13 protein-coding genes, 1 tRNA gene and 2 pseudogenes are annotated in these 16028 nt (G+C 36.3%); 8 read left to right on the top strand and 8 right to left on the bottom strand.

The annotated features are described in order from the left end of the window. Nucleotides 1-13 precede the first annotated feature (13 nt). Complete coding sequence (locus AAHI02_RS19780; RefSeq protein ID WP_323673773.1) at nucleotides 14-1588, top strand: recombinase family protein; 1575 nt, start codon at nucleotides 14-16, stop codon at nucleotides 1586-1588. Here the strand turns inward: AAHI02_RS19780 and AAHI02_RS19785 are convergent. Further along, nucleotides 1542-1621 (bottom strand) — tRNA-Leu (locus tag AAHI02_RS19785). The two genes, AAHI02_RS19780 and AAHI02_RS19785, sit on opposite strands and share 47 nt — an antisense overlap. 78 nt (nucleotides 1622-1699) lie before the next feature. Further along, a complete protein-coding gene (locus tag AAHI02_RS19790) occupies nucleotides 1700-2467 on the bottom strand; it encodes an MBL fold metallo-hydrolase (protein WP_346984628.1) in 768 nt (255 codons plus the stop codon). Nucleotides 2468-2520: 53 nt separating this feature from the next. Here AAHI02_RS19790 and AAHI02_RS19795 point away from each other — a divergent pair, with 53 nt between their 5' ends. Beyond that, a complete protein-coding gene (locus AAHI02_RS19795; RefSeq protein ID WP_346984629.1) occupies nucleotides 2521-3948 on the top strand; it encodes a TonB-dependent receptor in 1428 nt (475 codons plus the stop codon). A gap of 12 nt (nucleotides 3949-3960) precedes the next feature. Then, entirely contained in the window at nucleotides 3961-4410 is a 450-nt protein-coding gene (locus AAHI02_RS19800) for a GAF domain-containing protein (RefSeq protein WP_042719917.1), read from the top strand. Between the two features lie 117 nt (nucleotides 4411-4527). Here AAHI02_RS19800 and AAHI02_RS19805 read toward each other — a convergent pair whose 3' ends face one another. From AAHI02_RS19805 to AAHI02_RS19820, 4 genes are all read right to left on the bottom strand, one after another. After that, entirely contained in the window at nucleotides 4528-5265 is a 738-nt protein-coding gene (locus AAHI02_RS19805) for a helical backbone metal receptor (protein ID WP_346984630.1), read from the bottom strand. A gap of 26 nt (nucleotides 5266-5291) precedes the next feature. Beyond that, nucleotides 5292-6614 carry a magnesium transporter gene (mgtE, locus tag AAHI02_RS19810; protein ID WP_346984631.1) on the bottom strand — a complete coding sequence of 441 codons (1323 nt, stop codon included), beginning with the start codon at nucleotides 6612-6614 and terminating at the stop codon, nucleotides 5292-5294. Nucleotides 6615-6941: 327 nt separating this feature from the next. Next, nucleotides 6942-7085, bottom strand: coding sequence for a hypothetical protein (locus AAHI02_RS19815; RefSeq protein WP_346984632.1), 144 nt, complete (start codon nucleotides 7083-7085; stop codon nucleotides 6942-6944). A 328-nt stretch (nucleotides 7086-7413) separates the two neighbouring features. Then, nucleotides 7414-7968 carry a pyruvate decarboxylase gene (locus AAHI02_RS19820; protein ID WP_346984633.1) on the bottom strand — a complete coding sequence of 185 codons (555 nt, stop codon included), beginning with the start codon at nucleotides 7966-7968 and terminating at the stop codon, nucleotides 7414-7416. 169 nt (nucleotides 7969-8137) lie between these two features. On the opposite strand from AAHI02_RS19820, the pseudogene rpsO reads away from it, so the two are divergent. From rpsO to AAHI02_RS19840, 4 genes and pseudogenes are all read left to right on the top strand, one after another. After that, nucleotides 8138-8408 (top strand): annotated as a pseudogene (gene rpsO, locus AAHI02_RS19825) (30S ribosomal protein S15). Nucleotides 8409-8642: 234 nt separating this feature from the next. Beyond that, on the top strand, nucleotides 8643-10859 hold the full coding sequence (locus AAHI02_RS19830) for a polyribonucleotide nucleotidyltransferase (RefSeq protein WP_346984634.1): 2217 nt from the start codon (nucleotides 8643-8645) through the stop codon (nucleotides 10857-10859). 490 nt (nucleotides 10860-11349) lie between these two features. Further along, the gene (locus AAHI02_RS19835; protein ID WP_346984635.1) at nucleotides 11350-11787 is read left to right on the top strand and encodes a cold shock domain-containing protein; all 438 of its coding nucleotides are present in this window, start codon (nucleotides 11350-11352) and stop codon (nucleotides 11785-11787) included. 203 nt (nucleotides 11788-11990) lie between these two features. Then, nucleotides 11991-12996: pseudogene (locus AAHI02_RS19840) on the top strand (glycosyltransferase). 57 nt (nucleotides 12997-13053) lie between these two features. On the opposite strand, the gene AAHI02_RS19845 reads toward AAHI02_RS19840, so the two are convergent. Beyond that, nucleotides 13054-14280: an aminotransferase class I/II-fold pyridoxal phosphate-dependent enzyme gene (locus tag AAHI02_RS19845; protein ID WP_346984636.1), complete on the bottom strand. Its 1227-nt coding sequence runs from the start codon at nucleotides 14278-14280 to the stop codon at nucleotides 13054-13056. 154 nt (nucleotides 14281-14434) lie between these two features. On the opposite strand from AAHI02_RS19845, the gene AAHI02_RS19850 reads away from it, so the two are divergent. Beyond that, nucleotides 14435-14893, top strand: a complete 459-nt coding sequence (locus tag AAHI02_RS19850) for an Lrp/AsnC family transcriptional regulator (RefSeq protein WP_346984637.1) — start codon at nucleotides 14435-14437, stop codon at nucleotides 14891-14893. 23 nt (nucleotides 14894-14916) lie between these two features. Here AAHI02_RS19850 and AAHI02_RS19855 read toward each other — a convergent pair whose 3' ends face one another. Continuing rightward, nucleotides 14917-15948, bottom strand: coding sequence for a bestrophin family ion channel (locus AAHI02_RS19855; protein WP_346984638.1), 1032 nt, complete (start codon nucleotides 15946-15948; stop codon nucleotides 14917-14919). Between the last annotated feature and the right edge of the window lie 80 nt (nucleotides 15949-16028).

The following is a 16028-nucleotide window of genomic DNA, read 5'->3' on the forward strand; positions in this document are numbered from 1 at the left end:
CTAAGATTTAAATATGAAAAAAGCCGATTTATATATCCGTGTGTCAACTGATGAGCAAGCAGATAAGGGATACTCACAAAGAGATCAGGAAGAGCGATTAAAACGGTACTGTGAAAACAATAACATTCAGGTAGGTCAAATCATTTATGAAGATTACTCAGCCAAGACTTTTAACAGGCCGGAGTGGATTAAATTATTGGATACGCTAAAGAAAAAAAGCTCGAAAACAAATCTGCTGCTTTTTACAAAATGGGATCGCTTCAGCAGGAACGCTGGTGATGCCTATCAAATGATTAATATACTTAGGAAAATTAACGTAGAGCCGCAGGCCATTGAGCAACCTTTAGATCTTTCAATTCCAGAAAATAAAATGATGTTGGCTATATATCTTGCTGCGCCAGAAGTCGAAAACGACAGGCGCGCTTTGAATACTTATTATGGAATGCGCCGTGCTAAAAAAGAAGGCAGATTAATGGGAAGGGCGCCTTACGGCTATGCTAACAAAATAACGGAGAACGGAAAGAAGTATATAACTCTGAAGGAACCAGAAGCTTCTAACATGAGATGGGCATTTAACGAAATGTCAAAAGGCGTATATTCAGCGAGTCAGATAATGGATATGATGAACAGAAAGGAAGGAAAATCAGTTAAGATAAGTGCTTTTCTAGCAAGTTTACGCAATACGGCATATTGTGGGAAAATTTATGTGGAGCAATTCAATGAAGAGGAGGCTCATTTTGTTAAAAGTATTCATGAACCTCTGATCAGTGAAGAACTATTCGAAAAAGTTCAATGTATAATGGATGGAAATGTGAATCCAGCCAGACCCAATGTAAAAGTATTATCTGACGATAATTTACCATTAAGAGGTTTCCTAGTTTGTCCGGATTGCGGTCATTTGATCACAGGTAGTGCATCTACGGGACGTTCCGGAAATAAGTATTATTACTACCATTGCCAGTCTCCCTGTTCATACCGGTACAAATCTGAGATTATTAATTCAAAATTTTTAGAGCTATTGCAGTCATTGGAAATGCGCGCATCTATAAAAAACTATTTAAAAAAGGTATTGAAACAAAATTTTGAAAAATTAATTAATAATCCCCAAAAGGAAAGGAAAGCAATTCTATTAGAGATAGATCGTTTAAACAGCAGATTAAAACAGGCAAGAAATAAACTGATGGAAGGGGTAATTGATGACGATGATTATTTTGAAATTAAAACCGAATGTAAAGGGCAAATTGAAAAGCTCGAAGCTAAATTAACTAAAGGAAAAGATAATAAAAAAATTGATTTTTTAAAACTACTAGACCAAGCATTATCGAACCTGGTAGATCTTGCGAAAGTCTATACTGACGGGGATATTGACGTGAAACGCAAAATAATTGGTTCGATATTTCCTCAAAAATTGCAATTTTCAAAAAATCATTATCGAACCACCCGACCTAATGTTTTACTCTCTTATATATACCAGATAAACAATGACTTAGGGACTAAAAAAAACCGGAAAGAAAGTGAATTATCACCTCTTTCCGGTCTTGTACCCAGGACCGGGATCGAACCGGTACTCCTAAGAACTGGTGTTTGAGACCAGCGCGTCTACCAATTCCGCCACCTGGGCCGGTGTGTTACCTTTCTTTGAATCGGTGTGCAAATATAGAAACTTTTTATTAATACTGAAAAATATTTCAGGAAAAAATTAAAAATTTATTTCCAGACCATCGTAAGCTAAATGCATGCCGGATGGAAGTTGTTTGTCTTCAACATCATGCAGGCCGAAGTGATGACTAATATGTGTTAAAAATAATTTTTTAGGTTTCAGTTCTTCAAACAGTTTAATGGTATCAGCAAGGATAAAATGAGCAGGATGCGGATCAAATTTCCTGATGCAGTTTAAAATTAATATATCCAAATTTTTAAGCTTTTCCTTTTCGATATCAGAAATAAATCCGGCATCGGTAATATAAGCGAGATTTTTAAATTTATATCCGAAAACGGTTATTTTAAAATGAATTACTTCGACAGGTGTAATTTCAGTATTTAAAATGGTAAATGGTTTGTTCTCAATTTCGTGAAGCTCAAAGGCGGGTGCTCCCGGATATTTTTCATCTGCAAAAGCATATGGAAATCTTTTTTTAACCTCATTTCCTACTCTCGAATTGCAATAGAGAGGCATGTCTTTTTCACTTTTAAAAATAAGAGGACGCATATCATCAAGACCGATCACATGGTCGTTATGTTCATGGGTCAATAATGCAATATCAACTGTATTTTCCTTATTTACAAGCATTTGTTGTCTGAAGTCTGGGCCACAGTCAATCAGTATTTTTCTGTCTTCATCTGTGGTTACCATTACAGAAGACCTGAGACGATTGTCTTTGGGATTTTCTGATGTACATACTTCGCAGGTGCAGCCAATCACCGGTACACCCTGTGAAGTTCCCGTTCCTAAAAATTTCAACTTCATTTCTTTTGAGGTTGTTTTAATTTTGGTAAATTTACGAAAAATTTAATGTCCTAATGTATCAGAAACTAACTCCTAAACAAAAAGCATTAACAATTAATCTAGATCCTACTATTTATGGTACTTTCGCGGAAATTGGAGCAGGGCAGGAGACTGTTCGACACTTTTTTAGAGCAGGAGGCGCTTCCGGTACAATTGCTAAAGCAATGTCGGCTTACGACAAAGATTTCAGTGATGCGATCTATGGAAAAGAGGTAAAAAACAGATATGTTACCCAAAACAGACTTCGAAAAATGCTTCGTTATGAAGTTGCCCTGATCGAAGAAAGGATTTCCAGAGAAAACAACCCGAACAGAAAGTTTTTTTCTTACGCAAATACCGTTACCACCATTAATTTTGATAAAACCGTAAGGGGACACGGTTGGGTAGGAATTCGTTTTCAGGTGAAGGAAAATGAAGATTATAATGAAATTGTTATTCACGTAAAATTTAAAGAAAATGATGCTACGTTACAACAGGAAACTTTAGGGAATCTTGGTGTAAACCTTATTTTCGGAGCATTTCATTACTATGATAATCCTAGAAATTTAATTGAATCTTTATACGATGACGTGGCCAAAGACAACCTCGAAATTGATATGATCGATTTTAATGGACCAGCTTTTTCGTATGTCGATAACAGATTGATGTCTTTACAGTTGGTTAAAAACGGAATGACAGATGCTGTGATCTTTAACTCCGAAGGAAACAATATGCTTCCTGCAGATATTTTATACAAGAAAAATATTTTTGCAGTGAGAGGAAGTTTTCGACCGGTGACAAAAGTGAATATCGATATGCTGAAAAATGGCCTTGAGATGTTTCAGAAAGATGCAATTTGTACACCGGACGAAATTGAAGTTTTAATTGAGATCACCATTTCAAATCTTCGTGCGGACGGTGATATTGATGAGCGGGATTTCCTCGACAGGGTTGATGTTTTGGCGCAGTTGGGATATACGGTGATTGTTTCTAATTATTCTGAATATTACCGACTTATCGATTATTTTGCCTCATATACGAGTGGAAATATCGGTGTTGCTATGGGGGTGAATAATCTGCTGATGGTTTTTGACGAAAAATATTACAAAAATCTTTCGGGAGGGATTCTGGAAGCTTTCGGTAAATTTTTCCGAAACGGAATGCGGGTATATCTTTATCCTTATAAAGATCCTGAAACACATGAACTGCTGGATTCTTCAACATTAAAAGTGGAAGAAAATCTTAAAGAATTGTATAAATATTTCAAACATAACGAACGTATAGTAGATATTACCAACTACAATCCGGAGTTTTTGGAAATTTATTCAAGGGATATTTTGAAAAAAATCGCCTGTAATATCAAAGGCTGGGAAACTCAGGTTCCGGAAGGTGTTGCAGAAATGATTAAAGAACGCGGAATGTTTGGCTATAAAGAAGAACTTTCGCTAAAACAATTCTCTTAAAAATAATATAAAATGTCAGAACTAAAAAAAAGGCTTTTATCGATTTTAGAAAGCCCTAAACATAATACGGAAGAGAAACTTGAAAAAGTTTGTCATCTTTTGGATCAGGAAATATCTTATTTCAACTGGACTGGTTTTTACTTCAAGAACGGAGATAAAGACGAATTGAAATTAGGACCTTACGTAGGTGCACCTACAGATCATACCATCATTCCTTATGGTAAAGGAATTTGCGGACAGGTTGCGGTTTCAAACGAAACTTTTGTAGTACCTGATGTAAAGGAAGAAAGCAACTATCTGAGCTGTTCCATCGATACAAAAGCGGAAATCGTTGTTCCTATTTTCAAAGACGGAAAAAATGTCGGACAGATCGATATCGACTCCCATACCGTTGATCCTTTTACTGATGAAGACAGGGAATTATTGGAATGGCTTTGCAATGAAGTTTCTAAAATTTTGTAATAAATTGTTTTTGAAATATTTGACTCCGGCCCGAAGGGCCGGAGTCTTTCTATGATCTTTTAAATAATCAACAGATTCAGACTTTACACGTTTAAAATCAAATAGATATGAACGGATTTAGCCTAAACTTACATTAATATCATCTACCAATTCTTTAAAATAATTCTCACATTTCGCGATGTGCGTTCCGTACCACGAAAAAGCTTCTCCGTCTACAATCATTATTTTTTTATCAGGATAAAACGCTTTCAGCTCATGAATATGTTTTTCTTTGAATGGAAAAGGTTCGGATGAAAGCATGATGATATCTGCATCGGCTAAATCTTCTGTTTCAATCTGCGGATAACGTTTTTTACCTTTAAATACATTTTCAAAACCGATTTCTTCCAGTATCTTATGAATAAACGTGTCAGATCCTATCGTCATATAAGGATTATTCCAAATGAGATAGGCAACTTTTACTTTTTGATTAATTTTAGCCTGATTGAGAACATCATAAATTTTAAGATTAAAAAGCTGTGCTTTACCTTCTTTATTGAAGATTTTGCCTAAATTTTTAAGTAGATAATAGTTGTCTTCAATATTCTCTACATTGCTGACAATTACTTTAAAATTATCCATTAAAGCTTCAACCTGTTCTCTTACATTTTCCTCTTTGTTAGCGAGGATAAGATCGGGTTTTAACTCTCTGATTTTATCAATATTAATATTTTTTGTACCGCCGATAACAGGTACATTTTTTACCATATTTTTGGGATGAATACAGAATTTTGTCCTGCCGATCACTTCATTTTCAGTTAAGCCCAGATCAAAAAGAGCCTCAGTAATTGAGGGAACAAGAGAAACAACTTTCATGATGATATTTTAGTGGTTGCCTAAAATTACAAAAGTTTGCCCGTTAAGAAAAGTCCGGCAACGGAAAAATAGATAATAAGTCCCGTAACATCCACCAATGTGGCTACAAATGGAGCAGAAGAAGTAGCCGGGTCAAGCTTTAATTTTTTAAGAATAAACGGAACCATAGAACCGGACAGTGTACCCCAAAGTACAATTAAAACAAGAGAAACGCCCACACTTAAGCCTACAAATGCCCAATGTATTCCATAGTTGAAAAAGCCGGCCTGATGCCAGACCATGATTCTCATAAAGCCGATAACTCCTAAAATTCCACCCAAAAGAAGCCCTGTGAATATTTCTTTCCTCATCACGTACCACCAGTCTTTCAGTCCGATCTCCTGAAGCGCCATTGCCCTGATAATCAGTGTTGCTGCCTGTGAACCCGAATTTCCACCACTGGATATAATTAAAGGAACAAATAATGCGAGTACAACCGCTTTCTGAATTTCATCTTCAAAATATCCCATTGCGGAAGCAGTGAGCATTTCTGAGAAGAATAGAATGATTAACCACATTCCTCTCTTTTTTACCATTTCAATCAGGGAAGTCTGTGTATAAGGAAGATCCAAAGCTTCAAGACCCCCGAATTTCTGGATGTCTTCAGTATTTTGTTGCTCTATCTGATCAAGAATGTCATCTATAGTTACAATTCCTACCAAAACCCCGGCTTCTGTAATAATCGGAAGGGCAGCACGGTCATATTTCTCAAAATATTGTACGGCATCTTCCTTTGAAGTGGTTGTTGTAATAGCAACGAAATGATTATCAGTAATTTCAGAAATTAAAGTATCTTCTTCCGCAAGCAAAAGACTTCCTAATGCGATATCATCAATCAGACGATTTCTTTCATCAACAACATACAGGTAATTCATCGTTTCTACCTTGCTTCCGACTTTCTTGATTTGCTGAAGGCATCTTTTTATTGTCCATTCTTTACGGATCTGGATATAATAAGGTGTCATCAGACGCGCAATGGAATCGGAATCATACCCTAATAGTTTTAATGCAATTCTTCTTTCCTGCGGATTCAGATGATTAATGGAATATTTAATGAGTTCATCCGGAAAATCTTCAAACAGAGCCGTCCGGTCATCGGGAGTCATTGCATTAAGTATTTCAGAAACTTCATCACTTCCGATACTTCGGATGGTTTCTTCCTGAAAATCAGGATCGAGGTGTGAAAAAACTTCAGCTTTGTATTCTTTCGGAACTTTCAGAAATGCTAAAAGCCTCTCATCAGCGTGCAATTCGCTCAGAGTTTCGGCAATATCGGCAGGATTGAAGATAAGTTCGTCTCTAGAATTCAAAACGTCATTTTTTTGGATACGCAAAAATAGTTCAAATTTTTAAAACAAGCCAAAACTGCTTTAAATTTAAGAATTAATTAAAGTTATAAACAAAAAAGCACCTGTAAACAGATGCTAGAATTCAAATTTTGTTTGGGCCGGGTTTTTATTCTTCTATACAGGCATATTCAACGCACATCATATTGCAGCACCATCCTATAACGCATTGTGAATGGCTGGTACATTTTTTAAGAGCTGCACCATTGATTTTTTTCCTGTTGTTTTCTGGTTAATTTTTTTAAATTTTTCATAATAATAGATTTTTGGTGATTATTTTTTTTAAATATTTTACACTTCTGGACAGTTGTAATAGACACAAACATCCTGACAGCAGGACCCTCCCGGGCATTCAAAATGGTATTTACATCTCTGCAGCACGCCGCCGTTGATCGCTTTCTGAGCGTTTCGGGTAAGTTTCTTTAAATTTTTCATAATGCTAAGTTTTAATTAATAAATGTAATAAAAAATATTGTATTATTCACTTTTAAATGATAAAAAATAAACATTAAATATTTATGATAGTGATTGTTATATGTCTTAATACTTTTACAAACAAAAAAACACTCACAAAAAACTGCGAGTGTAGAAGAATTTGAATTGAGATAGTTTGAATGAATTGTTTAAACTAAAATAATAAAAATAATTTAATTTTTCACCAAATGATGAATATAATTTTATGAACTTCAATGACGAGCATAATATCTTATTTAAAAGTCTGTGTAATAATACTGTAAGGAGTTATGAATATGAAAATCAGAAATTAAAAACCGTTTTCATCAGAAGGTTTTATTTTCCTTAATTGCTTAAGAATTCCTTTGATGGCGCCGTTCGTTCCAATTTTTATTGAATTTACGGTGGATCCCAAAAGCCGCATATTTTTTCGGTAAGTGTCGTAATCGGTTTGTGTAAGGAGATTTCCTTCAGCATCAAAAAGCTTCATACTAACGATAACCTGATTGGAGAAAACATATTTTCCGATTCCTACTTTGAAATATTTTACTTTGGGTACAATGGCAAAATCTGCATCATTGTTGAGACAATAATCTGAAATCGTCTTTTTATCAATGCTGTCGAAAGAAACTTGCGTTTCAGTCTTTATCATTTTATTTTTTCTTTCGCTTAAATTGTCGGAAACAGCACTGAAAAATGCCGTATTGGTAGGTTCCTTGATCTCCTCAATATCAGGATCTACTTCAGGATTGAAGTATAAAACTTTTTTTATCTTAAGATCATCGCTTCTCTGCGCTTTAAGCAAAGAAATGCCGGATAAGATGAAGATGGCGAAAATTATGAAAGTAGTAGTTTTTCTCATCATTAATTCATATGCAAAATTACTGCCTTTTAGTCGGATAGCATAATTTTTTTAAGAATTTTTTAACATTTTTATCTATCAAATTCAATTTATGAAATCAATAATCTTTGCGGGATCAAAAAAATGTCGTACTTTTGCAGCCGTTACATAATAATCATTAAACAATATTGGAATGTACTTAACAACAGAAAAAAAAGCAGAAATTTTCGCAAAACATGGAAAATCTGCACAAGACACAGGAAGCGCTGAAGGACAGGTAGCTCTTTTCACTTTCAGAATTAACCACCTATCTCAGCACTTGAAAGCTAATCGTCATGATTTTAATACTGAAAGATCTTTGGTGAAATTAGTAGGTAAAAGAAAAAGCTTATTGGATTATCTTAAGAAAAAAAGATATTACAAGATACAGAGCGATCATCGCTGAACTAGGTTTAAGAAAATAATCTACAGAGATTTAATAAGAAGCAACTTCGAAAGAGGTTGCTTTTTTCTTTATTTATAGTAGAGAAAAACAAAGAGTTCAGATGCTGAAAATATAGGTAAACCCTGTATTTTGATGTGGATTTTAGCCCGAATAGGTGCTTTATCCAAATAATTACATTAAATTTGCATCGAAAATTTAAAGAGTTTAAATATTAATTCGTACTCAATACGGAGTACAAGACACGAAAAATTTTATGAGTGTACCTCAAGCGTTTACAGAAACGATTACTCTTGCAGACGGCAGAGAAATTACAATTGAAACAGGCAAATTAGCAAAGCAGGCTGATGGATCTGTGGTAGTAAAAATGGGTGGAACAATGCTTTTAGCAACTGTTGTAGCCAACAAAGAAGCAAATCCGGGAGTGGACTTTTTACCATTAACGGTAGATTACAGAGAAAAATTTTATGCAGGAGGCCGAATTCCGGGAAACTTTTTCCGTAGAGAAGCAAGACCTTCTGATCAGGAGATTTTAACAATGCGTTTGGTAGACAGAGTGCTACGTCCGCTTTTCCCTGAAGATTTCCATGCGGAAGTGCAGGTAATGATTTCATTAATTTCTTACGACGGACAAACCATCCCTGACGATTTAGCTGGTTTAGCAGCTTCTGCAGCGATTGCTATTACGGATATTCCTTTCAACGGGCCGATGTCTGAAGTAAGAGTGGTAAGATTCGACGGCGAATTGGCTATTAACCCAAGTTATGAAGCGTTAAAAGAATCTGAACTTGATATTATGGTTGGAGCGACTAAAGATTCAATCGTAATGGTAGAAGGAGAGATGAAGGAAATTTCCGAGCAGGAAATGCTGGAAGCGATCATCTTCGCCCATGCTGAAATCAAAAAACAAATTGAAGCTCAGGAAAGATTAGCTGAAAAAGTAGGCAAGGCTTTCCCTAAAAGAGAATATTCTCACGAAGTTCATGATGAAGCCATCCGTGAAAAAGTGTGGAAAGAGACTTACGATAAAGTGTATGAAGTTGCAAGAACTCCATCTGCTAAAGAAGAAAGAGGAGAAAAATTCAAAGCGGTTCTGGAAGGATTCCTTGCTCAGTATGTGGATAATCCTGAAGAACTGGAAAGAGTATCTCCTTTCGCAAAAATATATTATCATGATGTAGAGAAAGAGGCCATGCGCCAGATGATTTTAGAAGACAATATCCGTCTGGATGGCCGTGATCCTCAAACGATCCGTCCGATCTGGTCTGAAATCGACTATCTTCCGGGAGCGCACGGTTCTGCGATCTTTACGAGAGGGGAAACGCAGTCTTTAACAGCTGTAACATTAGGTTCTGTAAAAGATGCCAATATGGTAGACAGTGTTATTTCTCAGCACGACGAAAAATTCTTCTTACATTATAATTTCCCGCCGTTCTCAACAGGTGAAGCAAGACCTTTAAGAGGAACTTCAAGAAGAGAAGTAGGACACGGAAACTTGGCTCAGAGAGCTTTACAGGCTGTAATTCCTGAAGAAAATCCATATACGATCAGAATTGTTTCTGATATTCTGGAATCAAACGGTTCGTCTTCAATGGCAACAGTTTGTGCAGGTACTTTAGCGTTAATGGATGCAGGGGTACAGATTACAAAACCTGTTTCCGGTATTGCAATGGGACTGATCACAGATACGAAATCCGGAAAATTCACGGTACTTTCTGACATCTTAGGAGATGAAGATCACCTTGGGGATATGGACTTTAAAGTAACGGGAACTGCAGACGGTATCACCGCTTGTCAGATGGATATCAAGATCCAGGGGCTTTCTATGGATATCATGGAAAAAGCTTTAATGCAGGCAAAAGACGGAAGATTACATATTTTAAATAAAATCACGGAAACAATTGCTGAACCGAGAGCAGACGTAAAACCTCACGCTCCGAAAATGGTGGTAATGGAAATTCCGAAAGATTTCATTGGTGCGGTAATCGGGCCTGGTGGAAAAATCATTCAGCAGATGCAGAAGGATACCGGTACGGTGATCGCGATTGAAGAAATCGGTGAAATTGGCCGTATCGAAATTGCAGGAACCGACAGAGAGAAGATCAATGCGGCAGTGGCAAAAATCAACGAAATCACATTTGTTCCTGTTGTAGGGCAGGTGTATAACGGAAAAGTGGTGAAGATCATGGACTTCGGAGCATTCGTAGCGATTGCAAAAGGAACGGAAGGACTTCTTCATATCTCGGAAATAGAGTGGAAGCGTCTTGATAAAGTTCCATATCAGGAAGGAGATGAAGTGGAGGTGAAATTTATGGGATATGATGACCGTAAAAAAATGAAGCTTTCAAGAAAAGTTTTGTTGCCAAGACCTCCAAGACCTGAAGGGAAACCAAGACCGGAAGGAGAGGGAAGACCGAACAGACCTGAAGGTGAAAAGCCTGCTGAAAATAACAATCCTTCAACTGAAGCGTAAGATTAGTATTTATCAATAATATTTGAAACCACCGGATTTCCGGTGGTTTTTTTGTGGAGTTTTGAGACAGCGCATTCAGATAAGGATATAGGCTTTCAATACTTTTTACTGTTACAATAGTAAATACAGCCATAAGAATATTGTTTGCAGGCGGAAGAGCGCATAAAATTGAGTGGTTACAGATAGGTTTAATTTGTTTATATCTATTCTGGAAACTAGGTGTTAAGGATAAATATAGTTGAGATACAATTAATTAATAGGTAGTTTCATTGTTTTTTCGTATCTTTGTAGATGATAAAAGGTCATGGCCTTCTCTGTACAAGTTAGAATTTCTCATTTTCCAATCAGTTTTTTGCTTTTACAGCTGACAGATTTAATACTGTTTCACTGACGTGCTTAGGCATAATCAGAGATCTTATCCAAAGCTTTTTATTTCTTTTCGCACCAACGGAAAGTTTTTATTCAGTAACAACTAATTTTATAATAATATATGGCGGATTCTTTTTCTAAAAAAAGAAAATTTCAAAAAAGAAAATTCAAAAAACAAAAGGAAAAAGCTCTGAAACGTGAAGAGCGTAAAACGAGCAACAACAAAGGTAAAGGTCTTGACGACATGTTGATGTATGTAGATGCAAACGGTCAATTGACTTCAACTCCACCAGATCACGCGGAAAAAGCTGAGATCAACGTGGACGATATCCGTTTGGGAGCGGCTCCCATCGAAGCGGAAGAAATCAGAAAAACAGGAATCATTACTTTTTTCAGTGAAAAAGGGTACGGATTCATCACTGAAGACAAAACAAAGGAAAATATATTTTTCCACAGTAACAACTGCGCAGAGCCTGTAAAGAAAGGAAACAAAGTGTCTTATGAGAAAGAAAAGTCACCGAAAGGATTTTCTGCAGCAGATATTCAGCTGGTAAAATAAATATCGGAATATAATTTCCCGACTCACAGAATAAAAGTCGAAATTCAATATTGAGTTTCGGCTTTTTTTATTCTGTAAAGAATATTGTATCAGCGGAAATGCAAATGCTGCTTTTTCGTCTGAAAATAATATTCATTTCATAATTTATCATAAATGCTTTGCGCATTCCTTTGTGAATAAGTATTTTTGAAAAATTTTCAGATTTGAAGCCTACCATTTCCATTATCGTTGCTATTTTTAACCGTAAAGATGAGCTTTTTGAGCTCCTGAATTCTCTTACCATACAGACAGATAAAGATTTTGAAATTATTATCGTGGATGATGGTTCTCTTGTTGATCTTAAGCCCACGATCTCAAATTTTGAAACTTTTTTTACCTGTCAAGTATTTCAGAAAAGATAATTCCGGACCCGGCTTGTCGAGGAACTATGGTGCGAGAAGAGCGGAAAATGAATGGCTGGTTTTTGTAGACAGTGATGTGATTGTTGAAGAGAACTATATCGAAAATATCAAAAAAGATATCATAGCAATTCCATGTGATGCATTTGGGGGCGCAGATAAAGCACATAAAGGTTTCAATCTGATGCAGAAAGCAATTTCCTATTCTATGACTTCAGTTTTCACGACGGGGGGAATCCGGGGAAATAAAAAAGCGGTATCAAAATTTCAGCCGAGAAGTTTTAATATGGGCGTAAAGAAAGAAGTCTTTGAAAAGGTAGGAGGGTTTTCGGAAATGAGAATCGGGGAAGATCCGGATCTGTCAATGACGCTTTGGGAAAATGACTATATAACGGCATTTTTTGATGATATTGCCGTTTATCATAAAAGGAGAGTAGATTTTGGTAAGTTTTCTAAACAGGTGTATCAGTTTGGGTGTGCAAGGCCAATTCTTAATCAAAGACATCCAACTTACGTAAAGATATCATTTGCATTTCCTACTTTATTTTTATTGGGTTATATCATGGGTTTTCTTGAATATTTTATCATGGGAAAAGGGATTATCCTTGCATTTTACGGACTGTACACTTTTATGGTGCTTTTCCATGCTTTATGGGTAACTAAAAATATCAGCATTGCCGGAATGGCAGTGATTTCCACTTATATCCAAATGTTTTCTTACGGATACGGCTTCTTAAAGTCGTGGGTGTTGCTGAATGTCTTTAAAATGAAACCGGAAGATGCTTTCCCGAAACATTTTCATAAAATGTAGTTTTTATTACGTAAAAAAATAAAAGCTGTCGGATGAACAACAGCTTTTAAACAATAATTAAGATATAGATATAGTTTCATGGTTGAGAACGCCTGTTTTGAGCATGCATTCTCTCATCTTTTCATAGGTTCTGTGAATATCGTGATCCAGACCGATGGAAAATCTTATCAATCCATCAGAAATTCCCATTTCGGCACGTTCTTCCTCAGGTATTTCCGAAGAAGTCGAGCTTCCTGAGCATGAGAATAAAGTTTTATAGAATCCAAGGCTTACGGCGAGATACCCTAAATTTTCCTTCTGCATCAATTCCATCAGCTCGTTGGCTTTTTCAGTTGTTCCGGCATCTACAGTCAATAGTCCTCCGAAACCATATTCCTCATGCATCATGCTTTTCATTAATTCATGATTTTTGTGAGACTTCAGCCCGGGATAGGAGACTTTCAATCCGTCCTCTTCAAATCTTTCGGCAAGAAACATCGCATTGTGGCTGTGTTGCTTTATTCTGATGTGAAGAGTTCTGAGGTTTTTCAGAATACTTGCAGAGCGAAGGCTGTCCATTGTCGGTCCTAAAAGCATACAGGCTCCGGTGTTCACATTTTTGGTATCATTGATGAATTCCTGGGTTCCGCAGTAAACTCCGCCCACGGTATCACTGCTTCCGTTGATGAATTTTGTAAGGGAGTGAATAACGATATCCGCTCCCAATACAACAGGTGAGATGGAAAGTGGTGAGAAAGTGTTATCAACAATCAGTTTTAAGTTGTGCTTTTTACAGATTTCTGATAACTTTCTCAAGTCGGCAACCTCCAGAAGGGGATTGCTTACACTTTCGCAGTATATAATCTTTGTGTTGGGTTGTATGGAATTTTCGATGGACTCAAAATTATTGATGTCCACGAAGGTTGTTTCGATATTAAATGGTGGTAGAAAATTTTTCATGAAAGCATAGGTTCCACCGTAGATTGTTCTGCTGGAAATGATATGATCGCCACTTTTGCACAACTGAAGCAGCACGGAAGTAATGGCTCCCATTCCTGATGCTGTTACATTGGCAGTTTCGGTATTTTCCATTTTGGCAAGAGCCTGTGAAAGATACAGATTCATGGGAGAAGAATGCCTAGAATATAAATAACATCCGTCTGCGTTTCCTTCAAAGGTGTCAAACATGGTTTTGGCAGAAAGGAACGTGTAAGTAGAACTGTCGGAAATAGACGGATTTACCCCTCCGAACTCACCGAAGTACTGTAAGTCCTGAATTTCGTTGGCTGCGTTAAAATCTTTCATATAAGCATTAATTTTTCCGTGCTAAAATGAAACTATTCAATGTTTTTTACAATATAAATTTCGATTGTCAGAATATAAATCTATTAATTTTTAATTTTATAGATTTAAAGTTTATTATATTTGAATTGTGTAAACTTTTAACAAAAAATAATCTATGGCATTCGATGAAACGGATAAAAAACTACTCTTTTTTTTGCAGGAAGACTCCAAACAAACCACCAAAGAACTTTCTTATAAGCTGGGTTTGTCTGTTACGGCTGTTTATGAGCGCATCAAAAAACTTGAAAATACAGGAGTTATTTCAAAATATGTTGCCATTCTCGACAGGCATAAAATCGACAGGGATTTTATTGTACTGTGTCATGTTAAATTAACCCAGCATAAAAAAGAATATGTATTGCAGTTTGAGAGAGAAATCATCAATCTGCACGAAGTGACCGAATGTTTTCATGTAAGTGGCGATTATGATTATATCTTAAAAATTTCGGTTAAGGATATGGAAGACTACCGTAATTTTATGCTTTCTAAACTTACAACTTTACAGCATATTGCAAGTACTCACAGTTCCTTTATGATCTCTGAGGTGAAAAATACAACCGTAATTGTTCTGTGAAATGTACCTCTGAAAGTTAATCTTTAGACTAAAACCCCATTTTTAGATGAAATAGGATCAGGCAGATTTGTTTCTCCGGTCATTTGGAGAAGATCAATTTCTATAGTCCTGCATATGGAAAGCATGGGGATATCGAACATTAATCCTTCAAAAGGGTTTTCAGAATAATCTCCAACAAGCTCCATAATGATATAAATCCAGCCAATTGTAATACAGAAAGGAATGGAAGCCCAGATTCCCCAATCTCCCAGCTGGGCAAATTCACTTACCAATCCTAAGGGAAGGAGCATAATAAAAATGACATTAAATACAAAAGCCGTACTCGCAAATTGTCTCGGCAAAGGAAATTTTTTGATCCTTTCAGCTTGGCCCTGAAGGGTATAAAATTCATTGAGACAGTCCTGTAACTGCATCTGGTTGAATTCTGAAATGGCTCCCATATTTTTTAGCTCATTGACATCCTTCGACTGCTGGGCAATGAGATAAGTGGCGAAATTTTTATAATGAGATTGTTGTTCCGCTTCTTCCTCTGATAAATATTTATTCAGAAATAGCGGTGCTCTTGTATAATCCGGAAATCCCGCTTTAATCAAACGGTTACGTTTGAGGTCGGTATTCTTTGAAAGCTCTTCCTCCACCTTGATATGTTCCCATTCTGCAGGAATAAGAAGCTGATCACGGAATGCATACAGCCATGCGATATGTCTGCAGACGATTTTTCTTCTGTGATCTTCGAGTTCAAATTTTCCAATTTTTTCATTTTCAGCATCAAAAGCATAGACCATTGAACCGAGCATTCGGCTGGAATTAACGATTCCGCCCCATATTTTTCTGGCCTCCCATAACCTGTCGTAGGCCTGATTGTTTTTAAAACCAACCAAAAAAGCTTCTGCGGTACCGATCAACGCTACGGGAACCCACGGAATGACCATCCAGTGCCAATTGAAGAAATGAAAAAGTACGGCAATCAATGTACACCAAATAGAAATCAGGATGAGATGAAATCCTGATAAGTTAAGAACTTGTTTGTAGTTGACGTATTTTGTTGTGATCATAAGGAGGTAATGCTTTTTTAAAATTTATTCAAAGTAACAAAAAAGCATACAAAAAAAACCTCTAAAAGAAATTTTAGAGG

It is taken from the genome of Chryseobacterium sp. POE27, assembly GCF_039727685.1.
Classification (GTDB): Bacteria; Bacteroidota; Bacteroidia; order Flavobacteriales; family Weeksellaceae; genus Chryseobacterium.